Source organism: Paenibacillus sp. cl123 (assembly GCF_900101595.1).
Classification (GTDB): domain Bacteria; phylum Bacillota; class Bacilli; order Paenibacillales; family NBRC-103111; genus Paenibacillus_G.
Genome location: NZ_FMYY01000012.1, coordinates 112661 through 136613, shown reverse-complemented (window position 1 = coordinate 136613; position 23953 = coordinate 112661). Strand labels below are relative to the sequence as shown.

The 23953-nt window shown below is 58.3% G+C and carries 21 protein-coding genes; 7 read left to right on the top strand and 14 right to left on the bottom strand.

All coding sequences use genetic code 11. The features are described 5' to 3' along the window. Window positions 1-26: 26 nt before the first annotated feature. Window positions 27-1325, bottom strand: coding sequence for a serpin family protein (locus BLR08_RS18760; RefSeq protein WP_083537201.1), 1299 nt, complete (start codon window positions 1323-1325; stop codon window positions 27-29). A gap of 125 nt (window positions 1326-1450) precedes the next feature. Then, on the bottom strand, window positions 1451-1957 hold the full coding sequence (locus BLR08_RS18755) for a cysteine dioxygenase (protein WP_072331525.1): 507 nt from the start codon (window positions 1955-1957) through the stop codon (window positions 1451-1453). Window positions 1958-2229: 272 nt separating this feature from the next. Between BLR08_RS18755 and BLR08_RS18750 the strand changes: the two genes are divergently transcribed. The 4 genes from BLR08_RS18750 (at window position 2230) to BLR08_RS18735 (ending at window position 6148) form a co-directional block, all read left to right on the top strand. After that, window positions 2230-2922 carry a response regulator transcription factor gene (locus BLR08_RS18750; protein WP_072331523.1) on the top strand — a complete coding sequence of 231 codons (693 nt, stop codon included), beginning with the start codon at window positions 2230-2232 and terminating at the stop codon, window positions 2920-2922. Continuing rightward, window positions 2915-4753: a sensor histidine kinase gene (locus BLR08_RS18745; RefSeq protein ID WP_256257656.1), complete on the top strand. Its 1839-nt coding sequence runs from the start codon at window positions 2915-2917 to the stop codon at window positions 4751-4753. Before BLR08_RS18750 ends, BLR08_RS18745 begins: the two co-directional genes overlap by 8 nt. 19 nt (window positions 4754-4772) lie before the next feature. Beyond that, window positions 4773-5561: an HAD-IIA family hydrolase gene (locus BLR08_RS18740; RefSeq protein ID WP_072331517.1), complete on the top strand. Its 789-nt coding sequence runs from the start codon at window positions 4773-4775 to the stop codon at window positions 5559-5561. A gap of 155 nt (window positions 5562-5716) precedes the next feature. Next, the gene (locus BLR08_RS18735) at window positions 5717-6148 is read left to right on the top strand and encodes a MarR family winged helix-turn-helix transcriptional regulator (protein WP_072331514.1); all 432 of its coding nucleotides are present in this window, start codon (window positions 5717-5719) and stop codon (window positions 6146-6148) included. A 35-nt stretch (window positions 6149-6183) separates the two neighbouring features. On the opposite strand, the gene BLR08_RS18730 is transcribed toward BLR08_RS18735, so the two are convergent. Continuing rightward, the gene (locus BLR08_RS18730; protein ID WP_072331511.1) at window positions 6184-7032 is read right to left on the bottom strand and encodes a helix-turn-helix transcriptional regulator; all 849 of its coding nucleotides are present in this window, start codon (window positions 7030-7032) and stop codon (window positions 6184-6186) included. Between the two features lie 166 nt (window positions 7033-7198). Here BLR08_RS18730 and fabF point away from each other — a divergent pair, with 166 nt between their 5' ends. Further along, window positions 7199-8437 (top strand): beta-ketoacyl-ACP synthase II, encoded by a 1239-nt coding sequence (gene fabF, locus BLR08_RS18725; RefSeq protein WP_072331508.1) that lies wholly within the window; start codon window positions 7199-7201, stop codon window positions 8435-8437. Between the two features lie 110 nt (window positions 8438-8547). On the opposite strand, the gene BLR08_RS18720 is transcribed toward fabF, so the two are convergent. Together BLR08_RS18720 and BLR08_RS18715 are read right to left on the bottom strand one after the other, a co-directional pair. Next, window positions 8548-9108 (bottom strand): PadR family transcriptional regulator, encoded by a 561-nt coding sequence (locus BLR08_RS18720; protein WP_072331506.1) that lies wholly within the window; start codon window positions 9106-9108, stop codon window positions 8548-8550. Window positions 9109-9123: 15 nt separating this feature from the next. Further along, entirely contained in the window at window positions 9124-10689 is a 1566-nt protein-coding gene (locus tag BLR08_RS18715) for an MDR family MFS transporter (RefSeq protein WP_072331503.1), read from the bottom strand. Between the two features lie 203 nt (window positions 10690-10892). Here BLR08_RS18715 and BLR08_RS18710 point away from each other — a divergent pair, with 203 nt between their 5' ends. Then, window positions 10893-11795 (top strand): LysR family transcriptional regulator, encoded by a 903-nt coding sequence (locus BLR08_RS18710; RefSeq protein WP_072331500.1) that lies wholly within the window; start codon window positions 10893-10895, stop codon window positions 11793-11795. A 9-nt stretch (window positions 11796-11804) separates the two neighbouring features. After that, a complete protein-coding gene (locus BLR08_RS18705; protein ID WP_072331497.1) occupies window positions 11805-12611 on the top strand; it encodes a histidinol-phosphatase in 807 nt (268 codons plus the stop codon). 258 nt (window positions 12612-12869) lie between these two features. On the opposite strand, the gene BLR08_RS31780 is transcribed toward BLR08_RS18705, so the two are convergent. The 9 genes from BLR08_RS31780 to BLR08_RS18660 form a co-directional block, all read right to left on the bottom strand. Further along, on the bottom strand, window positions 12870-13451 hold the full coding sequence (locus BLR08_RS31780) for a hypothetical protein (protein WP_072331495.1): 582 nt from the start codon (window positions 13449-13451) through the stop codon (window positions 12870-12872). A 137-nt stretch (window positions 13452-13588) separates the two neighbouring features. After that, window positions 13589-15211 (bottom strand): beta-N-acetylhexosaminidase, encoded by a 1623-nt coding sequence (gene nagZ, locus BLR08_RS18695; RefSeq protein ID WP_072331493.1) that lies wholly within the window; start codon window positions 15209-15211, stop codon window positions 13589-13591. Further along, entirely contained in the window at window positions 15183-16847 is a 1665-nt protein-coding gene (locus BLR08_RS18690; RefSeq protein WP_256257655.1) for a response regulator transcription factor, read from the bottom strand. The genes nagZ and BLR08_RS18690 overlap by 29 nt, the downstream gene beginning before the upstream one ends. Continuing rightward, window positions 16847-18652, bottom strand: coding sequence for a sensor histidine kinase (locus tag BLR08_RS18685; protein WP_072331490.1), 1806 nt, complete (start codon window positions 18650-18652; stop codon window positions 16847-16849). The genes BLR08_RS18690 and BLR08_RS18685 overlap by 1 nt, the downstream gene beginning before the upstream one ends. Continuing rightward, the gene (locus BLR08_RS18680) at window positions 18649-19995 is read right to left on the bottom strand and encodes an extracellular solute-binding protein (protein ID WP_256257654.1); all 1347 of its coding nucleotides are present in this window, start codon (window positions 19993-19995) and stop codon (window positions 18649-18651) included. The genes BLR08_RS18685 and BLR08_RS18680 overlap by 4 nt, the downstream gene beginning before the upstream one ends. Before the next feature lie 111 nt (window positions 19996-20106). Beyond that, window positions 20107-20664, bottom strand: a complete 558-nt coding sequence (locus BLR08_RS18675; RefSeq protein ID WP_072331486.1) for an AAA family ATPase — start codon at window positions 20662-20664, stop codon at window positions 20107-20109. A 297-nt stretch (window positions 20665-20961) separates the two neighbouring features. Beyond that, a complete protein-coding gene (gene cyoD, locus BLR08_RS18670; protein WP_072331484.1) occupies window positions 20962-21321 on the bottom strand; it encodes a cytochrome o ubiquinol oxidase subunit IV in 360 nt (119 codons plus the stop codon). Window position 21322: 1 nt separating this feature from the next. Further along, the gene (gene cyoC, locus BLR08_RS18665) at window positions 21323-21955 is read right to left on the bottom strand and encodes a cytochrome o ubiquinol oxidase subunit III (RefSeq protein ID WP_072331482.1); all 633 of its coding nucleotides are present in this window, start codon (window positions 21953-21955) and stop codon (window positions 21323-21325) included. Next, window positions 21955-23949 (bottom strand): cbb3-type cytochrome c oxidase subunit I, encoded by a 1995-nt coding sequence (locus tag BLR08_RS18660; protein ID WP_072331479.1) that lies wholly within the window; start codon window positions 23947-23949, stop codon window positions 21955-21957. The genes cyoC and BLR08_RS18660 overlap by 1 nt, the downstream gene beginning before the upstream one ends. Window positions 23950-23953 lie beyond the last annotated feature (4 nt).

The following is a 23953-nucleotide window of genomic DNA, read 5'->3' as shown; positions in this document are numbered from 1 at the left end:
CCCGAACGGAGGCCCCGGCGAGCGCGTCAGCCCGGCTTGCGGACCGTCCCCAGAAACAAGAGGCTGCCCGTCTCCGTGCTCTGGATCGCTACGATAAACGGCCGGTTGACCGTCATCCGCACCGGCTCCTTCTGCACGGGAGCAGATCCGGCCATTCCGATGGCGGTCACGGCGGCCGCCTCCGTCCCCTTTTCATTCACGTCCAGATAGGTCTTATGCAGCACTTGATCCATATGGAGCGGCGCAGCGCTGATCCCCGCGAACTGCGCCCGGCCGGCTTCGAACGCCTCCTTCAGACCCAGCGACTTCAGCGGATCGTTCAGCTTGTAGAAGCCCTCCAGCTTGAACCGGGGCAGCTCGAGTATGACCCGCTGCGCCTCCGGCCGGCGGCTCCAGAACGCCATGTCCCCGGCCAGCTGCTCCGCTACGCGGCCTGCATCCGTATGCTCCGAGGGCAGCACGATCGTCATGGCCAGCCTTCCGCCCGCATAAGGCAAGCTCACCGCCTGATAGGAAGGGTCTTCGGCATAGCTCATGAGGCTCTGCTGCTTCATCATCTGAACCTGCTGCGGCCGCTCCGGCGTGACGAAGAAATCCGCGGGTTTCGTCTGCCCTTCCGGGAAGGGGTTCTGCCATTCTCCTTTAAAATATAAAGCATTAATGACATAAAGAACAGCTTGCGGAGAAAGCGGTCCATCTATAATGCCGCCGATCTTGCCTTCGGTCTTTCGGCTGACCCAATCATTTATCGTCTGCGATGCTTTGCTTTCCTGGGAGAAGTCCAGCTCCTTCACCTCTGCGGCAAATACAGCCTTTGCCTGCTCGATATAGTCCGTCTTGAGGCCCGCCCCTTTGCGCGCCCATATCGAATTCGCCACGGACAAGCTCACTTCCGGACCGGCATGCTCCAGCAGGTCCCTGAGCACCTGCTGTCCCTTGCTCCAAACTTCCGGCGTAAGCCGGTCCGCGCGAAGCGTCTGAGCCAGCTCGGCCCGGGTCGAGCCCTGCGCTCCCAAACCCACCATCCCCAGCGCAGCGGCCACGCTGTAGGGGGACATGACAATATTGCTTTCCGGGTCGCTCTTCATCATCTGCAGATACAGATCCAGCCCGAACCGGTTCCCCGCCTCCACAACGGCCGGCTCCAGCTCGCTTGGCGCATACGTTCGCTCGCTTATTTCTCCGCCCTTCGGCGCCGTCTCCTGTCCGCAGGCGGTCGTCATAACCATAAGCGCTGTCAAAGCCGCCGCCGAGCAAGCCTTCACTTTCCGCACAGCTTTGGTCGCCGGCCGATTCCGTTCTCTATCCATTGAGTCCGCCATCATGCGCCCCCTCTCCAAGTCTATGCTCCTGACGCATCATGCCCGCATGATGTTGCAGGTTCATCCCTTGGCTTATACAGGGAGCTGCCGACATAGCCGACCTGTTCGTCGCGCCGCACGCGCCTCCTTCAGATGACGAAGTCAAGCGCATCCTCATACGCATAAAAGGTTCGCGTCCCTTTCAGGGCGGGAGCGTACACATGGAGCGAGACGGTCCGCACTTCGCCTTCGTTGCGCATCTGATGAATCTGCCGCTTCGGTGCGAGCAGCCATTCATGGGCATCTATGACGGATTTTTTCTTGAGCTGGGGAAAGCCGTAACTATCGAGCGAATAGATGCAGTTGGACAATTGTCCCTCCAGTACGAAAGCGCAGCCTACGGACCGGCCATGATCATGAATCCAGGTCTGCGCGCCCGGCGGCAGATGGACGAGCACCACATCCATGGCTTCGCTGTGATGCAGCACTTTTCGGCCATAAGGGAGCTCCTGGGGGAGAGGCGCTTCCCGTCTCAAAGCCTCCGCCGGCACCTGCCATTCCTGCAGCCACCGCTGCAAGGTGCGCGGAGAAGCCGCCTTTCTGCTTTCGTTTCCGTTTAATCCGGGCATACGCTCAAGCATTTCGAAGCCATTCATCGGGATGGTTGCCTCCTATATTCGATTAACTTATTAATTCAATTAATTTTCCTTATATATAGGTATTCGCATGTAAGCCTCCGGGTGAATATCCCGGCTCGATTTTCGCCGATGCTTCTTGTAAGGGATGTCCCTCCAGCGGTTAATTTTAAGAATGTCTTAAGAAAATGGCACTGCACTTGTTAAGATTTAACGGCTATACTGAAGTCTGTCAGCAAGTCCTAGTCCGTACAACCCCACTAACAGTCCTGACGGGAGGAGGCCAGCCTCTGATGGCACAGCCAACCATTTTGCTGGTCGATGATGAGCAAGAGATCATGGATCTGCTTGAGATTTATTTGAAAAACGAGGGCTACCGCCTGCTGCGGGCCGGCAATGGCCTGGAGGCGTTAAGCGTCCTGGAGAAGGAGTCCGTCGATCTGATCGTGCTCGATATCATGATGCCGAAGATGGACGGGATCGAAGCCTGCTTGAAGATCAGGCAGGACAACAATATGCCGATCATTATGCTTTCGGCCAAAACTCAGGATATGGATAAGATTCTGGGCCTCAGCACGGGGGCCGACGATTACGTCACGAAGCCCTTCAATCCGCTGGAGCTGATCGCCCGCATCAAGTCCCAGCTGCGCCGCTACACGCGCCTTAACACGGGACCCGCCAACAGGGATCATGAGCTGGAGGTCGACGAGCTCTCCATCAACACGGCAACGCATGAAGTGAAGGTAGAGGGACGCGAGATCAAGCTTACTCCGCGAGAGTTTGCGATTCTGGAGCTGCTCGCCCGCCATCGCGGCACCGTCTGGAGCATTCAGAAAATTTATGAAGCGGTCTGGAAGGAAGCTTATCTGGATTCCGACAACACAGTGATGGTACATATACGAAAAATCAGAGAGAAAATTGAGGAGAATCCGCGCAAGCCGAGATTTATCAAAACCGTATGGGGAGTGGGATATAAAGTTGAGTAAACAACCAAAAATGCCAAAGCCGCCTAAACCGCGCAAGCCGCTATTGGAGCGTTTTCCGTTCACCTGGTTTCCCTTTAATCTGATTAGAGCCGGGATATATTTCCTTATAGATCTGGTTCGCATGATACGCGGCCATGTCGAGCAGAGCATTCGCCTGCAGCTCATGCTGACGTTCGGGCTCTGCTTCGGCGCGGCGCTACTGTTCTACGGGATCAGCTCCGAGCTGTTCGGGCAGGTGAACAAAGGAACCGTTATCGATTACTCCTCGGGCGTCCGCAGGATCGACAGCCAGGCCAGGGAGCTTGTGCATCTGCTGGAGCCGCCCTCCGAGCGTGAGCCGGAGGCATTCGACCCCCGACCAGAGGAAGGCACGGTACAAGCTGAGCCTGTCCCGCCCGGCGCCGCAACCCCGGAGACACCGATTCCGGCGCAGCCGAACAACTCCTCGTCGCTGGGCCAGCAGCCGGCCTATCAGAACGGCTCGCAGCCGGGAAGCGGCTCCTCCGGATCGGCCGGGACCGGACAGTCCTCCGGGAACGGGAACGCTCCGGCCGCATCATCAGAAGCTGCCGGGCCTGGCAAAGCCGGCACTTCGGCCGAAGACTTGAAGAAAATCAACGAGTCCAGACTGCGCATGTTCACCAATACAGTGAAGAGACTCGCCGCCAATGAGAAATATAAAGTGGTGATAACGAATCTGGAAGGCAAGGTTGTTTTCCGCAGTGATAACGCTCCGGAAACGTATGTCGATGTCCATAGCGTAATCCGCAACGCGATGGATACGCGCAGCAGCTATGAACGATATTCGCGAACCGAATTTTCGAGCTTCTACCCGGTTACCTACAATAATCAGAAGTCGTACCTGATCGTAAGCGCCATTCCGGAGCCCGAGATCAGCTATGAGAAAGGCGAAAGTCCCGTTTCCATGCTAAGCGCGCTGGCTGTCTTCATTTTCCTCTTCTACTTCTTCACCCAACGAAAGATGCGCTATGTGGAGGAGCTGGCAGGAGGACTCCGCATCATGGCGACGGGCAATCTGGAGCACCGGGTCATGGAGCGTTCGCGGGATGAGCTGGGCTCGCTGGCCCGGGATATGAATCAGATGGCTCTGGACTTAAGGCGCAAGATGGAGGAGGAGCGGAAGGCCGAGCGGTTGAAGAACGAGCTGGTCACCAACGTCTCTCATGATCTGAGAACGCCGCTGACCTTGATCATGGGCTATCTGCGGCTGCTCCACGACAAAAGCTATGAATCGAAGGAGCAGGCGGCTTCCTATGTGTCGATCGCTTACAATAAAGCCGAGAAGCTGAAGGGATTGATCGACGATCTGTTCGAATACACCAAGCTGTCCAATCAGGATGTTCCGCTTCATAAGCGGGGCGTAGCCATCAACGATCTGCTGGAGCAGCTGCTGGAGGAGTATGTGACCATCAGCGAGGAACAGGATCTGAAGCTGGTGCGCAGTATTCCTCAGGAGAGGCTGACCGTGCAGGCGGATGTGGACAAGATGATTCGCGTCTTCGATAATTTGCTGGGCAATGCGATCAAATACAGTCCGAAGCCGGGCGTGATCTCCGTAGGTCTCGCCAAGGACGGCCAGCATGCGATCATCCGCATCAGCAACAAGGCCGATGCGCTGACCCGGGAGGAGCTGGAGCAGCTGTTCGACCGCTTCTACCGGATCGATCCCGCGCGCAGCTCGATGACGGGCGGCTCGGGTCTCGGCCTCGCTATCGCCCGGAGCATCGTAGATTCGCATGACGGACAGATCTGGGCGGAATCGGCCGACGGGGATATCCACTTTTATGTTAAACTTAGACTGGCAATCTAAGGAGAGGAAGTCGTAGCGAATGCCAGGCTATTTATTGGATTTGGATGGAACTTTGTATCACGGCGACCGGCCGATCCCCGGCGCTGCGGACTTCGTGCGGCAGCTGCGCAAGCAGGGATATCCGTTCGTTTTCTTAACCAACAACTCCTCCCGCACGCCGCAGGAGGTCGCCTCCCATCTGGAGGCGACAGGCATCGAAGCCTATGCGGAGGAAGTGCTTACTTCCTCCCAGGCGGCTGCCGGTCATCTGCTTCAGCTTCCGCTGACGAGCCGGCGCGTCTATTGCATTGGCGAGGGCGGGCTGCGAAGCGCTCTGGAAGAGGCGGGCTTCGAGCTGGCCGGCCCTTCCGGCGAGCCGGGGAGCGTGAGCGCCGTCGTCCAGGGCATCGACCGCTCGTTCGACTACGGGAAGCTGATGACCGCGGTCTCCCACTTGCGCCGAGGGGCTGTGTCCGTTCTTACGAATCCGGATCATCTGCTCCCCTGGAACGGCGAGCTGACGCCAGGGGCGGGCTCTCTCGGAGCCTCTATCGAACGCGCCTCGGGCGTCGTCCCCATCGTCATCGGCAAGCCTTCCGCCATTATTATGCAGGCGGCCATAGACAAACTGGGGCTGCCTGCCTCGGATATATGGACGGTCGGCGACAATTTGTCGACGGATATTCAGGGAGGGATCGCGATCGGTACGCGAACCGCGCTTGTATTAACCGGCCTGCTGACCGACGCGGCGGCCGCCGAATCGGCGATTGGCCGATCCGGTATTCGTCCGGACCGGATATGCGCGCATTTGCAGGAGCTGCTGGCTTGAGCGCGGCGCGCTGCGGATGGCTAAAGCTCTTTCGTTGTCAAACGAAAGGGCTTTTTGCGCTGCTCCGTTGACTTTTTTGCAGCAGAATGATACGATTTTGTTAAACAGTTAAAATATTTTGTGATCAATTATTTACATGGAAGGATATACCGACGATGACAAAGCGCGAACCCTATATCGAACGATTCGAACAGGCTTTCTTCACCTTGTTCCGCAAGCTGGGACCCGAGCTGGGACTGCCTCCGCATATTGCTCTAACGGGCCCCCAGACGATGATGCTTTATAAACTGCGCACGATGGGTCCTTGTCCCGGCGGCAAGCTGGCTCAGCAGATGGAAGTTACGCCAAGCGCAATCACCGTGATGATAGACAGGCTGGTCGCGCAGGGGCTCGTGGAGCGGACGCATGACGAGCATGACCGGCGCGTCGTGCTGCTGTCCATCACGGAGCAAGGCATGGATACGCTGCAGCAGATTCGCGCCGTCCGGGATGAGACTATCAAGAAATATTTGTCCTATATCGAGCCGGATGAGCTGGAGCTATTCCTGTCGACCTTCGAGAAGATCGTCAGCCAAAGCGCGGAGTAGCAAGGTCAGGCTCATGCTCCTTCGCCCGCTGTCCTTCAGCTCTGACGCCGCTTCATGGCCAGCCCCAGCTTGGCGGCCGTATCCGAGCCGGGAGAAGGCGTATACACGCTGATCCGCAAATCCGTCGGTCCCTGCACCTGAAGGGAGCTCAGATCGAATAACATCTTGCCGGCCTTCGCATGTCGGAATTCGATGAACACCTCCGGGGCGGGACTTACATCGTTTCGGTTCCAGATCGACAGGAAGTCCGGGTTCTGCTCGCTAAGCCTCGCAATAAACTCCCCATACCACGGATCTCCGACGTAGCGGCCGTAATAATAGCGAAAGATCGCCAGAAATCCGCATACGAACTCGTACCAGTTGGCGGCCAGAGCGCGAAATTCCTTGCGCGTGAACAGCAGCCAGATCAAATTCCTCTCCTCCGGCGGCACCTGATCGAACTCCATAAACACGGCCGCCGCCGCATCGTTCCAGCCCACAATCTGGCAGCGGCGGTCCGAGACGATCGCCGGACAGGAAGCCAGCTCCGTCAGCAGAATATGCAGAGACGGAGGCATGGCCCCGGTCTCGGACGCTCCCGCTGAGGCAGTCTGACTCGGCTGCTCCGAGGCCAGCGCGAATAAATAATGCCGTTCGTCCTCATTAAGCCGCAGCGCCGCCGCTACGCATTCCAGCACCTGCGGGGACACGGTGATTTCTCTCCCCTGCTCCAGCCATGTATACCAAGTCGTGCTCACCCCGGCAAGCTGGGCGACCTCCTCTCGGCGAAGGCCCGGGGTGCGCCTTCTCGTCCCTGCTGGAAGCCCTACATCCACCGGCTGCAGACGGGCGCGGTGACTCACCAGAAACTCCGCCAGCGCCGACAGGCGCACATCTTTATTCATGCTCCGACCCTCCATGGTTCCGCTTCTGTCTTCCTCCGGAAAAATCATGCTCATTCTGTTATTCATTATACCAGGATAACTGCCAACTTGTAATAGGATAAATCATGTGACATGATGAACCTATAGGACCTGATCCTATCATCAACCCAAGGAGGCTGACTCAAGTATGAAAACAAGAGTTGTCGTCACAGGCATGGGCGTTATCAGTCCGCTCGGCCACACGGTGGAGACGTTTTGGAGCTCGCTCACAGCCGGCAGGTCGGGTATCCGCAAGATCGAGGAGTTTGACAGCTCTCCCTATAAAATCAGAATCGCAGGCGCTGTCCGTGACTTTGACCCCGAAGCTTTATTCGGCCGGCGCGAGGCGCGGAGAATGGACCGTTTCAGCCAATTCGCCGCAACAGCAGCTCTGCAGGCCATTGATGACTCCGGACTTGTCGTATCGGAAGACAATGCCTTCCGGATCGGCGTCTACATCGGCACAGGCGTAGGCGGCCTGCAGACGATGCTGGATAATTACAAGACGCTGCTGGAGCGCGGCCCCGGCCGGGTCAGTCCCACGGTAGTCCCCATGATGATCGCCAATATGGCGGCGGCGACCGTCAGCATCCTGATCGGAGCCAAAGGTCCCTCCCTCGCCCCGGTCACGGCCTGCGCTACGGGCAACACGGCGATCGGCGAAGCGTTCAAGCTGATCCAGCGGGGCGGGGCCGATGCGGTGCTGGCTGGAGGAGCCGAAGCGACTACGCATGGGCTGGCTCTGGCCGGCTTCGGCAACGCAGCCGCGGCCTCCCAGCGAAATGACGAGCCCGAGCAGGCCAGCCGGCCGTTCGACGCCGGCCGGGACGGCTTCGTCATGGCCGAAGGCGCGGGCGTCCTCATGCTTGAGTCGCTGGAGCACGCGCTCGCCCGGGGAGCCCGGATCTACGGCGAGATCGTCGGCTATGCCTCCACCTCCGACGCCCATCATATGGTCGCTCCCGATCCGGAGGGCCGCAGCGCAAGCGCGGCGATCACGCTCGCACTCGCAGATGCCGGTCTTCCTCCCGAGGCGGTCGATTATATAAATGCGCATGCTACCGGCACCCAGCTCGGCGACCTGGCGGAAACCATCGCCGTGAAATCGGCGCTCGGCCGCCATGCCTACCGCATCCCGATCTCGGCGAACAAATCGATGCTGGGCCATATGCTGGGAGCGGCCGGAGGCGTGGAAGCGATCGCGCTGCTCCAGACGATCCGCCACGGCCTTATTCCGCCGACGGTTAACCTGGACAGCCCCGATCCGGACTGCGATCTGGATTATGTGCCCCATACCGCCCGCCGCGCGTCCCTGGAGGTCGGCTTGTCCAATTCCGTCGGCTTCGGCGGCCATAACGCCATGCTTGTGATTCGCAGCTACAGCTAGCTGCCCGCCGGTCCCGGCTTGTCTGCGCCAATAAGCCTTGCCGCTCCATCTCCTGGAGCGAGCAAGGCTTATTGGTTGTGCATCGTCTGATCGATAGCGCCTAGCGCATCTTAATCCTCAATCGGCAGTCCGCGCAGCTTCAGCCGGTCCTCCGCCGCGTCGGCAGCCAGCCTCTCCAGCCACCGCAGCTCAACGGCGGCGTGCTCCATACGTCCCTTCATCATATGCAGAACACTGCGCGAAACCTCATGGATGTGGCTGTCATACACTTCGCGAAGCATGGCCAGCGCGCGCCGCTGCTCCTCCACCTTATTCAGCAGCAGCTCATACAGCCGCTCCCGGTCCCCGTACCGGGCAAAAACCAGCGCCGCGTACAGCGGATGATACACCGTCTTCGTATCGGTGAATTGCGCCTCCAGCAGCTCCTGAAACAGCTGCCTCCCGGCGCTCGTGATCCGGTACACCGTCCTGCCCTGCCGGCTGCTGTCTTTCTCCGTATCCGCCTGCTCCACCGCTCCCGACTTCTCCAGGGTCTCGATGGCGTAATACAGGGAGCCCTCCTGCATCTTGATATAATGGAGCATGTTCCGCTCCTTCATCTTCAGCCGCATCTCATACGGATGACAGTCTTCTTCCATCAACAGTCCCAGGATGACCAGCTTCATCGACATAACGGAACGTTCCCTTTACATATGGCCATGCTGTGGAGCCGAGACCGCTTCGTTGTCTCCGGCCTGATCCGGCTTCTGTCCCCCCGCCGGCAGCTCCAGTCTGGACTTGCCCAGCAGCAGCACGAAGATAAAGCCCACCACGGCGATCACAATCGATACCTGGAAGACGAAGGCGATGGAATCGGCCAGCCCGAGGATCAGCTTATCCAGCACCGGCTTAGGCACAGCCTGGCGGAATTCTTCGCTGAGCAGCGCCTGCGGCGAGGCCGGCGCCTGACTGGCGGCATTCTCCGGCAGCAGCTCGGCGATCCGGTTTTTCAGCGAATACGACTGAACTGTACCCAGCACGGTCACTCCGACGGCCGAGCCGATGGAGCGGAAAAACGAGACGAGCGAGGTCACGAGGCCCCGGTATTCGAAGCTGACGCTTTGGACCGAAGAGATGGAGATAACCGGGAACTGAGCGCCGATCCCGAGACCGAGCATGATCATATACAGCGTGACCAGCAGGCGCGGCGTTTCAACCGAGATAGTCCCCAGCAATACAGTAGCGACGAGCAGCAGCGCAGCCGAGTACAGCATAATGGTCCGGTACGAAGCCGCAGCCAGGAACCGCCCGCCGAGCGCGCTGCTGGCGACAACCCCCAGCATCATGGGGGTCAGGACGAGACCCGCGCTTGTGGCCGAGCCCTGGAACACGCCCTGAATGAACAGCGGAATATACGTCGCCGCCGCTATCATCAAGGTGCCGTAGAAGAAGCTTACGCCCATGCTTGCGGTAAACAGCCGGGAGCGGAACAGCTGGAACGGCACGATCGGCGCCGAGGCGCGGCGTTCGATGAAGTAGAACAGCACGAGCAGCACCGCCGCTCCCGCGAACATGCCGATGATCGTCGCCGAGGACCAGGCATACCCCTCCTTGCCGCCAAGCTCCAATCCGAGCATCAGCGCAATGATGGCCGCCGTAAACGTCAAGGTGCCGAGCCAGTCGATCCTCTGATTCGGGTTCTTCGGCAGAACCGGGTGATAGCATAAGGAAATCAGCACCAGAGAGAAGATTCCGAGCGGCAGATTAATATAGAAAATCCACTGCCAGTTTACATAGTCGGTAAAGTACGCTCCCGCAAGCGGGCCCAGCACGCTGGAGATGCCGAATACGGCTCCGAACAGCCCTTGCATCTTGCCCCGCTTCTCCGGAGGAAAGATATCGAACACGATGGCAAATGTGATCGGCATCATCGCCCCGCCTCCGATCCCCTGGATCGCCCGGTAGATGATAAGCTGGAGCATCGTCTCCGACGTTCCGCACAGCGCGGAGCCGATCATGAACACGACCAGTCCGATCAGGAAAAACAGCTTGCGTCCGTACATATCGCCCAGCTTGCCGAAGATCGGCATGGCGACGACGTTGGCGATCAGATACGCCGAGAACACCCATACGAACTGATCCAGTCCGCCAAGCTCCCCGAGAATGGTCGGCATCGCTGTCGAGACGATCGTCTGGTCGAGCGAAGCCAGCAGCAGAGCCAGCATAAGGCCGGTTACCGTCCAAGGGATGTTGGACTTTTTATTCATTTCCATCGATAAACCCCCGTTACCATTAAATAATTTAACTCTAAAGTGATTATACTCAAATTTGAGCAATTAGCAACCATTACCTGAGGGAGGTTAACGTCCAATAGGAGCCCCCTCTCCGTTTGCCCTTCCCTTTCCATTGTCATATAATGAAAGGTGACCTAGACGCCCGCCCGTGCACGTTCACGCCTTTGGAGAGGAGGTACGACGTGAACCTGAACCAGTTGGAAACGCTAATTACCATTTCCAAAACGATGAGCTTTCGAAAAGCCGGAGAACTGCTCAATCTGACCCAGCCGGCCGTATCCGCCCAGATCAAAAGTCTGGAGGACGAGTTCAAGACCGTGCTGATCGACCGCAATCAGCCCGTCACCTTGACCGACAGCGGGCGCGTTTTTCTGGACCATGCCGAGATGATTCTGCAGACGGTCGAGGACCTGAAGCAGAGGCTGGCCGACTTGAGCCAAACACCCCAGGGCCATATCCATCTGGGCACCACGACATCCATCGCCATGCAGATTTTGCCGCGCGTGTTGTCCTACTTTCAGAATCAGTTTCCGCTGATCAAAACGACGATCCATTCGATGTCGAGCTCGCAAATCATGCAGAGCGTCGAGAACGGAACGATTGACATCGGGATCACCTATTTGTTCGAGAAGCAGCCGAGTCTGGAAAGCTCGGTGCTGTACTACGACACCTTCGAGCTGACTGTGGCCCCTGAGCATCCGCTTGCGAAATATGCTCATGTGCCCATCGAGAAGCTGCATGATCTTCCCCTCATCATGCTGTCCCCGGAGACGGCGGGGCGGCGGTTCGTAGACCAAGTATTCAAGCTGCTTCACATCGCTCCGCAGACGGTTATGGAGCTGTCAAGCAGCGAGGAAGTGAAGCGGATGGTCGAGCTCAACCTGGGAGCCGCCATCATCTCCAAGATGTCGATTCAGAAAGAATTGAGGCTCGGGTCCCTGAAGATGATCAAGGTCAATGAGCTGGAGATCAGCCATCCTGTCGGAGTCGTGTACAAGTCGGGGCGTTATCTCAGCTCGGCGCTGCATCAATTCCTGCTCGACCTCAAGGGCATGCAGGAAATCCAATTCATAGGTTCGGAGTGAGAACACGATATGAAATTCGACTTACATACGCATCATGAACGTTGCGGTCATGCGATCGGCACCATCCGCGATTATGTAGAGGCCGGCATCCGCCACGGGCTGCAGGTCATCGGCATCAGCGACCACTCCCCTTACTTCGCAAGCGGCGAGGATCAGGCGCAGCCCGGCATCGCGATGGCCAAGAGCGAATTCAGCCGTTACATCGATGAAGTTTTAAAGCTCAAAGCCGAATATGCAGGACGCATCGAGGTGCTGCTCGGCGTGGAATCCGACTTTTTCCCTGAGCATGCTGAGACTTACCGGGCCGTCTACGCCCAGTATCCGTTCGATTACATCATCGGTTCGGTGCATCTGTCGGGCGGGGTCAGCATTTTTAACCGCAAGCGGTGGAAAGGCTTGGACGAGCCGCAACAGGTTGAGCAGAAGGAAATCTACTACGATCTCATCGAGCAGTCGGCCCGCAGCGGCATGTTTCAGATTCTCGGGCATATCGATGCGATGCGCGGCTACTATCCCGCATTTTCCGATATCAAAACGGAAGCCGTCGACCGCACGCTGAAAGTGATCGGCGAGCGTAACATTGCCATCGAGATCAATACGTCGGGGAAAACGAAGGATTGCGGCGGCTGGTATCCGATCCATGAAGTGCTCGAACGCGCCTTCCATTACAACGTGCCGGTCACCTTCGGCTCCGATGCCCACGTGCCGGACCGCGTCGGCGACGACTGGGACGAGGTGGCGGCCACACTCAAGTCCATCGGCTATCGCGAGTGGGTTTACTTCAAGGAGAAGCGCCCCGTCAGCGTGCCGCTGTAGCAGCCCTACGCGCCTCCTGGGGGCAGTCCATCGCCGCCTCAAAAGGCCCGGCCGCTTGCTGCTGACCGTGACCGTGCGCCGCCTGCGCCTGTGCCGGCAAGCGGGGAACCGCGCGGAGGCGGTCTGCGGGCCAGACAACTTCGCAAGCAGCGCAAGGGGCTGACGCTCCCGGCAGAACTTCAGTTCAGCCGGGGTGTCAGCCCCTTGTTTGCCTGCGCTTATTCACTTGCCGGGCGGGCGCGGGCGCCGCCATGCCCGTCAGCGGCGCCCGCGCGGCCCCGCGCTGCGCCGTCCCGGCCCCGCCGGGCGTCCGTGCTGCGCCGCGCGCCCGGCGCGTCCTGCGCTGCCCGGACGCGCCGCAGACATGCCGCGGGTACCGGCTGGCCTCGGTTGAGGACGGCGCTTGACCGACGCCGTCTTCAACTGGCCGCCAAGACCTCCCAGGCCGAAGCCGCCGCCGAACAGCTTGAACACCGGACCGAACTGCCGGAAGATGCTCACCATCTTCTGAACCTTGCCCATCGTGGACAATATGCCGTCCAGTCCGCCCATGCGGTTGAACAGCGCCATGAAGTCGCCGCCTCCCAGCGTTCCTGCAGCGGCGTCCGCTCCCGACGCCGCGCCGCCCGCTGCCGCACCGCCGGCCGCCGCGCCACCGCCCAGCGCCGCCGTCTGGCCTAGATCATCGAGAGGCGAATACAAGCCCCGGACCTCAGCCGTATTCAGCCGGGGCTGAGGTCTCGCTATGCGCGGCCTGCGGACCGGCTTGCCCGCGGCCGTACGTCCTGGCGCAGAGGAGGAAACCCGATGCCCCCCGGATGCGCGTTGTCGTTTGCCCATACGTTGTACACCCTTCCTTCTGCTGTCCAACGGCTAACCCCACTTGTTTGTATCCGATGGCTCTACCCTAGCATATGTCCGTCCCAGGACACGGGTATGGTCTCTTTCCCATCCCCCCGGCAAAATAGGCGGCCCGGCTATTCCGCGGCGAGCGGGACAGGCAGCCGGCCTGCAGCCTCGAGCTCTCCGGCCAGCACCATCGCCAATGCCCGCATCGCAGGCGCCGTGTTCTCGTAGCAGGCCAGGAAGGTTGGCACATCCGGCAGCACCCGGATGTCGAAGGGCACCCGAGCCGCGGCCACAATCAGACGAATGCCCGGCTGTCCGGCCAAGGACTGGATCAGCTGCGCCTGCTCCGGGATGAACGCCGCGTTATAGCTCACGAACACGACCTGTTCCGTCTCCGCCGCCAGGCTGAGCGTCCGCATCGCTTCCTCCGACGTAGGCTTCACGCCGATGCGCTCCTCCCGCACGGTCCACTGCTTCGCCGACAGCCAGTAGCCCAGCGACTGCTCACGGGCCAGCACCTCATCCACCTCGGAGCTGACGCGCACCTCCGGCCAGATGATCAACACCGGCTTGCCGCTATCCAGCGGCAGCAGCTCCCCGCCGCGCAGCAGCGTAATGCTGCGCTCGCTGATATGCTCGGCGAGCTTGAGCGAGGTTTGCGTAGCCAGCTGTCCTCCCGGCTCCAGCGCCGGCGCAGCCTCCAGCTCCGCAAGCGGCTGCTCGCCCGATACCCGGCGGTTTTTCAGCGCAAGCAGCCGCTGCACCGACCGGTCGATCCGCTCCTCGCTGATCCGCCCGCTCTCCACTGCGGCCACCAGCGCGTCAAGCGCCTCCCGCTGGCGCTCGTAGCGATGGCTGACCAGCACCAGGTCGGCTCCCGCCTCGACCGCTTTCACGGCTCCCTCGCCGATTCCGTAGAACCCCGCGATGGCGTTCATCTCCAGACAATCCGTGACGACGACGCCGTCATAGCCCAGCTCCTGCCGCAGCAGTCCTTCGATGACGCGGGAGGACAGCGTAGCCGGCAGCCGCTCGGGCTCCACGGACGGGAACAGCACATGCGCGGTCATCACCGCATCCGTTCCCTGCTCGATCGCGCGGCGGAACGGAGCCAGCTCCAGCTTATCCAGCCGCTCGCGCGCATGCGGCACGGTAGGCAGCGAGTGATGGGAATCCTCTCCCGTATCGCCGTGGCCGGGGAAGTGCTTGACCGTGGCCGCCACGCCGGCATCCTGAAGTCCCCGCACCGCCGCCACGCCCAGCTCGCTCACCAGCTCCGCGGTGCCGCCGTAGGAGCGCACGCCGATGACCGGGTTATCCGGATTGTTGTTAATGTCCAGAGACGGCGCAAAATTCATATTGACGCCCATCTGCCGCAGCTCCGTCCCCGTCACCTTGCCGGCGATATAGGCGGCGTCCGAATCGCCCACAGCGCCAAGAGCCATGTTGCCGGGCATAACCGTCACCCCCTTCTCGATCCGGGTGACCATGCCTCCTTCCTGATCGACGGCGATCAGGAGCGGCGGCAATCCGGCGATTTCGGCCTTCTTCTGCAGCTCCTCCGACATTGCGGCTACTTGGGCAGGCTCCTCCAGATTGCGGCGGAAGTAAATAACGCCGCCTATCGCATCATCCGTAATCAGCCTGCCGATCTCCTCGGTAGGCGTCTTGCCCGGAAAGCCGCACATCAGCAGCTGCCCGATCTTTTGGCGCAGCGTCAGCTCATTCAGTTCCCATTGCTTGTTCCCCATATTCCCGCTCCTCCGTCTCTTTGACCGAACCTCCGGCTTGTTCCCGGAACTCCGATGGCGTCATTCCTTCGTATTTATGAAATACCTTCGTAAAATACCGCCGTTCCGCATACCCGACCAGCTTGCCGATCTGGGTAACGCTCTTATCGCTCGACAGCAGCATCTGCTTGGCCAGCTCCATACGCTCCCGCGTCAGATATTCGAGGAAGGTCTCCTGGTGCTGCTGCTTGAACAATAAGCTGAAGTAACTGCAGCTGATGCCCAGATGCTGGGCCAGCTCGTCGAGGCCGAGGTCCTGCGACAGATGCTTATGTATATAATCACGCGCGGAGGCCATCAGCAGCTCCGGCGTCTTGCGCCGGCCGGCGCTGGTCTGCAGGCATTCCTGGACAAGCAAATGCACGCACTCCACCAGACATTTCACCCCGAAGGACTTCTCCAGCTTCGTCCAGACCCGCTTCTCCTGAGCGCTGTCCAGCAGACCGATCGCCCGCATTTCCCTTAGCAGATGGAGATTCAGGAAATGCAGCATCTGCTCCACTCGCATCGAGCCTTGCCCGGCCAGCTCCTTTAGCGTGCGGTTCAGCTCTTCAAGCCCGGCCTCGATCTTATTCGCATCTCCCTGCGTCAGCCCGCTTACGAGACCGTCCGCGATATTCCAATAGGAATTGTCCGAGCCTTCCGAGGCAGCATTCGGCTCGATCCATATCACCTGCTTGTTCTCCAGCCCCAGCTGAAGACCGCGCTGCGTTTTGCGGTAGGCTTCTGCCAGCAGCTCGACTGGAATAATAGCCGGGTATACGCCAACGCTGACCGACAGCTTCACATACTGCCGCACCGCATCCTGCACCAGCTGCGACCACTGCCCGAGCAGGTCTGCCGGCACACCGCCCGCTCCTACGCCTTTCTTCATGGAAGGAAGCGGAATCAGGACGCACCATTCCCCTTCCCGCGTCAGGAGCACCGCATATTCGGCCACCTCGGAGCGCAGCGCCTCCTGCAGCACATTGCGTACGGCGAAGTGAACCAGCTTGCGCTCGCGCTCGTCCTGCTTGGCAATCTCCGAATAATCGTCGAGGTCGACCAGCAGCATCGCATAATATTGGTCAAGCCATGACCGGTCCTCTTCATCCAGCAGGCGATGCAGCGGGAACGACGTGTAATCCATCAGCAAATCGAGCAGCACCTTCTCATACGCCAGCTCGGAAATTTCCCGCCACTTGGTCGTTTCCTTCAACTGATGCTGCTTGCGTTCGCGGATTTGCGCGGCCAGCCGTCCGATCACATTCTCCAGCTCTTCATAATCGATCGGCTTCAGCAGATAATCGCAGGCGCCGAATTTAATTGCGGAGCGGGCGTAATCAAATTCCTGGAACCCGGTCAGCATAATAAATTCGCCCTCATAACCCGCGGCGCGCAGCTGCTTCAGCAGCTCAATCCCGTCCATCATCGGCATGCGGATATCGGATAGAATCAGATCCGGCTGCTTCTCGGCGGCCAGCTCCAGCGCCTTGAGCCCGTTGGAGGCGGTTCCGACGACCTCGACCTCCATCTGGGCCCAGGGAATAATTTTCTCCAGATTCCGGACGATATTAATCTCGTCGTCGACCAGCATCGCTTTGATCTTCAAGCTCATCACCAGCTTCGTTTAGGTATGGAGCAGCGTATCCGGGTGCCTTGCCCCTTCTCGCTGCAGATCATCATGCCGAACCCGCTTCCATAATGGATGCGCAGCCGATCCGCGACATTCGGGATGCCCAGCCCGACCCGCTCGCCCGCAGCGGCATCTCCCGCATCCGTTCGTGCTATGGCAGCCTTTCCGCTGTTCAAGCGCAGCAGCACCTGCTCGGGAATGCCAGGCCCGTTATCCTCCACCCAGACGATAACGGCGTCCTCCGTCTCCTCGGCCGCGACCCGGAGAAAGCCTTTCTTGCCGGAAGCTCCCCAGTGCTCTTCGTGCGACTCCTCAAAGCCGTGCTGGATACTGTTCTCCAGCAAAGGCTGCAGCGTCAGCTTAAGGATAGGCGTAGAAGCCAGGTGAACGGGAACCTCGATCTCGTAATCGAATAAATCTTCGAACCGGTACTTCTGAATCTCCAGGTAGTTGGTGACATGCTCGATCTCCATCGACAAAGGAATTTCTTCCTTCTGGTAGAAGCTTACCCGCAGCAGCGTGCCTAGACGCTGGACCATCCGGCTTACCTTCCGGCCTTCGTTCTGAGCGGCGAGCGCATTGATCGACTCCAGCGTGTTAAAAAGGAAATGCGGCTTGATCTGCGCCTGCATCAGCATCAGCTCCGCCTTGTTCTTGCGCTGCTGCTCCAGCTTGACCTCCAGCAGCAGCGTATCGATCCGCTCGACCAGGCTGTTGAAGCCTCTGGCCAGCACATTGGTCTCGTCCTTGCTTCCCGTCTGCACCCGGACGGTCAGATCGCCGATCTCGACCTTCTTCATGGAGCCGGCCACATACCGGATAAACTTGATGATCCGGCCGACAAACAGCAGGTTGAACAGCAGCGCGCTGAGCACGCATAAGGCCGTGATGACGCCGATCCACAGCATCACCTGCTCCGAGCGCCCCGACAAGTAAGCCCATGGGGTCACGGAGACGACGCTCCAATTCATCCGGCCGTAGCCCTCCAGCGCCAGGTGATGGACGGAGACAACGCTCTCCACATCCTCGAACTTGGTTTTGAGACTCTGGTATTCGCCCGCCAGCTCCAGCTTGCCTTTCGTCACTTCCTGAATATGTCGGCCGCCGAGCTTGCCCTTGTTGTCGATCATGATCAGCCCGTTCTCGTTGACCATCATGAACCGGACATCCTCGGAGTGGTTCGTCCCGAAGTAGTTGAATATTTCATGAAGCTCGTTGAATTGAAACTGCTGCAGCATGACGCCTATATTATTAAGCGTATACATATCGTTAATGACGCGGATCTGAGTGAACAGCTGCGGATTGTTCGTAATTTCCGGATTCTCATACGGGCCGATCCAGCGCGGTATGCCGTTGAGCTTCAGCACCTCCAGCATCACCGGATGCTCGATCAGCGATTCGTAGGGATAACGCCGGTAGCCGATTTTCCCTTCGCTGTACGTATTTCCCCCGAAGCTGTATAAAGTGATCGCATAGGCGGGAGAGAACTTCAGGAATGTCCGCTGAAGCAGCCGCTCATATTCCGCCTGGCTGACCTGGTCGAGGCGATCCTGCCGCAGCACCCGCTGGATGTCTTCGCGAAGCATCGAGTCTTCCGAGAAATAATTGGCTTCCTTCAGCACATACGTAATGTTGCGGCCGACTGCCTTCAAGGTAAACTCCGACTGCTCGGCATAATTTTCCTCGATAATATGCTGCGACAGCAAATAGGTGATCGCGCCTAACACACAAAACGGGACGAGGATAAAGGCCATAAACGCCAGAAACACTTTTTTTCTCAGGTTCACGGCTGTCTCCTCGTTTCCCGGTTAGCTTCTTCCTGTACCAGCTGCACCCGCTCAAGCACCTGCTCCGCCGTCAGCTTGCCCCCGAGCAGCTCCTGCATGGCGGTTTCCAGCGTCTCGCGCACCTTCGCCTGAACGATGGAATCGAAGGCAGGGAAGGTTTTGTTCTTCGACGCCTCCAGCAGCACGCCGATGATCGGATGTATCCCTGTCATATTCGTGAGCTTCATCGAAGGCAAAATACCCGATTCCATCAGCTGCCGCTTCTGGGCTTCTTCGCTGTACATGATTTTGATAAACTCGGTAACCGCTCTGCGCTCCCGATCGTTCACGCCGGAAGAAAAGCCGTAGCCGTTGGAATGGCTGCCGTTGATCAAGCCGTCCCCCTTGCCGCCGACAGCCGGAAAGTTGAAAAAGCCGATATCGTCGATAATGCGCGACTGCATCGAATCGAGCAGCGACGCGTTCGCCCAGCTGCCGTCGAACAGCATGGCCGCCTCGCCCGCACGAAACTTCTGATGCTGCGCCGCATACTTGCTGCGGAGGCTGTCCGCCTGCAGATACCCTTTGTTCAGCAGCAGCTCATAACGCCGGAAGCCGTCCAGCACATCCGGATCCGTCCATTTCCTCGTACCCTCAACAAAACCTTCGACCGACTCGGGTCCTGCGGTACGCACCCACAGCGTATTCAGCATCATATTGATGACCCAGGCATCCGAGGAAGCGAGCGCGAACGGCGTGATCCCGGATGCTTTCGCCTTGGCGGCCACATCGAGCAGCTGCTCCCACGTCTGGGGAACGGAGACGCCCAGCTCCCGGAAGATGCGTTTATTGTAAAAAACCCCCTCAACAAACGAAGCTATCGGAAGACCGTACACATGGCCGTTCACCGTAAACTCATCCAGGCTGTTGAACGCACCCTCCAGCCCAAGCTCCTCCAGAATCGGCGTCAGATCCAGCAGCCGCCCGGCCTTCACGTATTTCCTCGTGTCCGAGCCGCCGAATAAATCAAAAATTTCCGGAGGGTTTCCCGCGGCCATCTCACCCGGCAGCTTCTCGAAGCGGTTAACCTTGTCTTCGATTCCCTCCAGCTCCACCTTCAAGCCGGGCACGTTCGACTCCATCCGGTCGGCCACTTCCTCCAGAATCTGGAGCCTTAGCCGGTCCTGGTCCTTCACCTGCGTGTGCCGCAGCGTTACCGTGAACGGTCTGGCATGCTCTGTCCTCCCGCTATCCGAAGAGCCGGGTATAAGCGGCTTCAGCAGCTCGGAACGCGTGCTGCAGCCTGCGAGCAGACAGAGCGTCAAGGCAAGCGCTGCAAGTCCGGCAGCATTTGTTCGGTTCACCGGCATCCCTCTTTCACATGACATGCAGAACATAGATGTTTCTTTTCATTATAGTATGTCACGAATGGACGTACAGGGGGAAGTTCTTATTGAGGGGAGGGATAAAATTCTCTAATCCATCCGGGCTCCATTATAAAGCGCCTCATTCCGGTAACGCTTTAAAATTTCATCCACCGTCTCCTCCGCGGTCAGCGCCGAGCTGTCCAGCCACATACCGATGCGAGGAGTATCCTGCTTCAGCACCTGATCCAACGCCGCTACCGTCCATATGCCGTAGCCTTTTTTGGGTCGCTCGGCTTCGCGCTGCTCGACTGTTTCAGCATTCGGACACAGGACGACCACATACAGAGGCCGGCTTCGCACGTTGGCAACAAAATCATGAAGCAGCGGACCAACGACAACATCCTGCATAATGACGGTAAAACCGTGTTCGTAATACGTATCTGCGGCTTGAGCGGTTAACCGGTAACGAAGCCGAAGCTGATTCAGCTGATCCTCCTGGGCATCCGGATGGACTTCTTTGCGGTTGTGTATGACCATTTTCCGGAACATATCCCCGCGCAAATGAACCGACGAAGCAAAACGTTCGGCAAGCAGCTGTGCGACCGTCGATTTGCCGCTTGCCATAATGCCGGTTATTAGAAAAAGACATTGATTTTCCAATAGCATATTTCTTCCCTCCTAGTTATAAACGCTATTTACATTGTAGATCATTAGCTGCATTTCTTATTAGTACAGTTTAGTTATAATCGTCCACGCTCGTAAGATCTCCGGCTTCCAGCTATCCCTAACAAAAAAACCGATACCGGTTTTGTAAACCCGACATCGGCTGTAACCTCTATTCCTATCGTTGATACACTTTGGAAGTCCGGTGAATAACCCGCGACCTGCGGCCGATAGGAGTTTCCACTCGCTGTTTCAATTCCCCGTCGGCTCTCCGGCCTCTTATTCACCGGATTACTGGGCTCAATGAGCCACGGCATTGTATGTCATAATCCAGATCGAACCCGCTACAATCGTCAGCAAAATGATCATACCCAGGATCAGCGCCATGATGTTCCAACGCGCGTTCGGGCCTTCCTTAACATGCATGAAGAACAGCAGCTGAACGACGAACTGCAGGATAGCGGCCAGCAAAATGATGACCAGCGTGCCCGTTCTATTCACCATACCGCCAAGCACGATTACGAGCGGGATGATCGTCAGGATGATCGACAGCGCGAAGCCGATCACATACGATTTCAGCGAACCGTGGGACCCTCCGGCATCATGCTGCTGATGACCGCCTCCGGAGCGGGCCGGTTGAGCCGTTTTGGAGCCTGCCATGTTACATCACCCCCATCAGGTAGACAACCGTGAATACGAAAATCCACACCACGTCCAGAAAGTGCCAATACAAGCTGAGAACCTCGACCTTGCGCTTGGTGACCGGCGTAATTCCCCGCTTGCGCAGCTGCAGCATCAGCCCAAGCATCCAGACGAGCCCAAGCGAGACGTGAAGTCCGTGCGTGCCGACCAAGGTAAAGAAGCCCGACAGAAACGCGCTTGTGCTGATCGTCGCTCCTTCACCCACCATATGAATAAACTCGGCCAGCTCCAGGGCGATAAAGGCGGCGCCAAGCGCGGCAGTTACGCCGAGCCAGCCAATAAGCGCCTTTTTCTTGCCTGCGTTCATCGCCAGGACGGCCAAGCCGCTCGTGAAGCTGCTCGTCAGCAAGATGAAGGTCTCGGCGATAATGCCCGGCATCTGGAACAGCTCTTCCGGCGTCGGCCCGCCGTTCGTATTGCCCCGCAGCACGACATAGGTCGCGAACAGCGTGGCGAACAAGATGCAGTCCGTGATTAGAAACAGCCAGAAGCCGAATGTTTTAAGCGATTCATGCTCATGCTCATGATGGTCGTCATGACCGTGAGCCGCATGTCCGTGCGAGCCATGGCCGTGAGATACCGTTTGTGCCATTAGACTCTCACCTCCCGTAAGCTTGCTTCCGTCCGCTTGATCTCATCGACCGGAATATAGTAGTCGGTATTATAGGTAAAGGAACGAACGATCATGCAGATCGCTACGCCGGCCAGCGCCGGGATCGCCATCCACATCCAGCCCCAGACGAAGCCGAAGCCGACGAAGAACCACAAGAACGACATAACGAAAGGGATAGCCGAATTGCGCGGCATATGAATCGGCTCCAGCTTAGCCTTATCCCGCTCGGCGTACAGCTTGGCTATCGCCTGCTCGCCGCCGCCAAGCCGCTCCTTGCGTTCCCACCAGTCATCCGTTTCCTTGACTTCAGGCTGCACGGCGAAGTTGTACAACGGAGCCGGCGATGGAATCGACCATTCCAGCGTCCGTCCGTCCCAGGCGTCGCCCGTCGTATCCCGCTCGTGATTTTTAATGCTGTAAGCAATCTGCCACACCTGGAAGATGAAGCCGATCCCCATCATGAAGCCGCCGACCGTCGATACGAGGTTAAGCGGTCCCCAGCCCATGTCGAAGTCATACGTGTACATCCGGCGCGTCATCCCCATCAGTCCAAGGATGTACTGCGGCATAAAGCATACGTAGAACCCGATGTTCCAGGTCCAGAACGCCCATTTGCCCAGATGCTCATTGAGCTTGAAGCCGAACATCTTCGGCCACCAGTAGTACAAGCCCGCGAAGTAGCCGAACGCCACGCCGCCGATCAATACCTGGTGGAAATGCGCGATCAGGAAGTAGCTGTTATGGAATTGGAAGTCGGCCGGCGCCACGGACAGCAGCACCCCGGTCATCCCCCCGACCACAAAGCACGGAATAAATGCGATCGTCCACATCATCGGGGTCGTAAAGCGTATCCGTCCCCTGAACATCGTGAACAGCCAGTTAAATACTTTAACCCCGGTGGGTATGGCTATCGCCATCGTGGTTAAGGCAAAGAAGGCGTTGACGTCGGCCCCCGATCCCATCGTGAAGAAGTGATGCGCCCAGGTGAAGAAGGACAGGACGCTGATAATCAGCATGGCGAAAACCATCGATTTATAGCCGAACAGCTTTTTCTTCGAAAACACGGATACAATCTCCGAGAAGATCCCGAAGGCCGGGAGAATAACGATATACACCTCGGGATGTCCCCACATCCAGATGAGGTTGATATACATCATCGGGTTACCCCCGCCGTCGAGCGTAAAGAAGTGGGCGCCCAGAAACCGGTCCAGGAACAGCAGAGCCAGCGTCACCGTCAAGATCGGGAAAGCGAAGATGATGATGATGCAGCTCGAAAACACGGACCAGGTGAACATCGGCATTTTCATCAAGGTCATGCCGGGCGCGCGCATTTTCAATATCGTCACGATAAAGTTAATCCCCGTCGCCAAGCTTCCGATCCCGGAGATCTGAATACCCCAGATATAAAAGTTCTGCCCGACTCCCGGGCTGTGGGATACTTCAGACAGCGGCGGATATGCCAGCCAGCCTGCATCCGGCGAGCCGCCGATAACGAAGGATACGTTGAACAGCATCGCTCCGAAGAAAAACATCCAGAAGCTCAGCGAGTTCAGGAACGGATACGCCACGTCGCGCGCTCCGAGCTGCAGCGGCACCACGATGTTGAACAAGCCGAACATCAGCGGCATCGCCATGAACAAAATCATAATGACGCCATGCGTCGTAAAAATCTGGTTGTAGTGATCGGCATGCAAAAATTCGGTATTCGGCAGCGCCAGCTGCAAGCGCATCAAGAGCGCGTCCACGCCGCCGCGGAACAGCATGAGAATGGAGCAGATGATGTACATGATGCCGATTTTTTTATGATCGACGGTTGTCAGCCATTCACGCCAAAGCCAGCTCCACTTCTGGAAGTAGGTGAGCACGAATACGATCGCCACCATGGCGATAGCGATGCTGACCTGGGCTCCGAGTATCAGTGGATCGCCGGTCACGAAAAATTCGGACGCGAACTGTTTGATCTTATCCAGCATGTGC

Excerpts from the sequence above, each read along its gene's own strand:
- BLR08_RS18690 (WP_256257655.1), bottom strand. The coding sequence starts at position 16,847 with ATGAGCTTGAAGATCAAAGCGATGCTGGTCGACGACGAGATTAATATC.
- BLR08_RS18730 (WP_072331511.1), bottom strand. The coding sequence starts at position 7,032 with ATGAATAAAGATGTGCGCCTGTCGGCGCTGGCGGAGTTTCTGGTGAGT.
- BLR08_RS18750 (WP_072331523.1), top strand. The coding sequence starts at position 2,230 with ATGGCACAGCCAACCATTTTGCTGGTCGATGATGAGCAAGAGATCATG.
- BLR08_RS18715 (WP_072331503.1), bottom strand. The coding sequence starts at position 10,689 with ATGGAAATGAATAAAAAGTCCAACATCCCTTGGACGGTAACCGGCCTT.
- BLR08_RS18735 (WP_072331514.1), top strand. The coding sequence starts at position 5,717 with ATGACAAAGCGCGAACCCTATATCGAACGATTCGAACAGGCTTTCTTC.
- BLR08_RS18720 (WP_072331506.1), bottom strand. The coding sequence starts at position 9,108 with ATGTCGATGAAGCTGGTCATCCTGGGACTGTTGATGGAAGAAGACTGT.
- BLR08_RS31780 (WP_072331495.1), bottom strand. The coding sequence starts at position 13,451 with ATGGGCAAACGACAACGCGCATCCGGGGGGCATCGGGTTTCCTCCTCT.
- fabF (WP_072331508.1), top strand. The coding sequence starts at position 7,199 with ATGAAAACAAGAGTTGTCGTCACAGGCATGGGCGTTATCAGTCCGCTC.
- BLR08_RS18675 (WP_072331486.1), bottom strand. The coding sequence starts at position 20,664 with ATGCTATTGGAAAATCAATGTCTTTTTCTAATAACCGGCATTATGGCA.
- cyoD (WP_072331484.1), bottom strand. The coding sequence starts at position 21,321 with ATGGCAGGCTCCAAAACGGCTCAACCGGCCCGCTCCGGAGGCGGTCAT.
- BLR08_RS18740 (WP_072331517.1), top strand. The coding sequence starts at position 4,773 with ATGCCAGGCTATTTATTGGATTTGGATGGAACTTTGTATCACGGCGAC.
- nagZ (WP_072331493.1), bottom strand. The coding sequence starts at position 15,211 with ATGGGGAACAAGCAATGGGAACTGAATGAGCTGACGCTGCGCCAAAAG.
- BLR08_RS18760 (WP_083537201.1), bottom strand. The coding sequence starts at position 1,325 with ATGATGGCGGACTCAATGGATAGAGAACGGAATCGGCCGGCGACCAAA.
- BLR08_RS18705 (WP_072331497.1), top strand. The coding sequence starts at position 11,805 with ATGAAATTCGACTTACATACGCATCATGAACGTTGCGGTCATGCGATC.
- cyoC (WP_072331482.1), bottom strand. The coding sequence starts at position 21,955 with ATGGCACAAACGGTATCTCACGGCCATGGCTCGCACGGACATGCGGCT.
- BLR08_RS18755 (WP_072331525.1), bottom strand. The coding sequence starts at position 1,957 with ATGAATGGCTTCGAAATGCTTGAGCGTATGCCCGGATTAAACGGAAAC.
- BLR08_RS18660 (WP_072331479.1), bottom strand. The coding sequence starts at position 23,949 with ATGCTGGATAAGATCAAACAGTTCGCGTCCGAATTTTTCGTGACCGGC.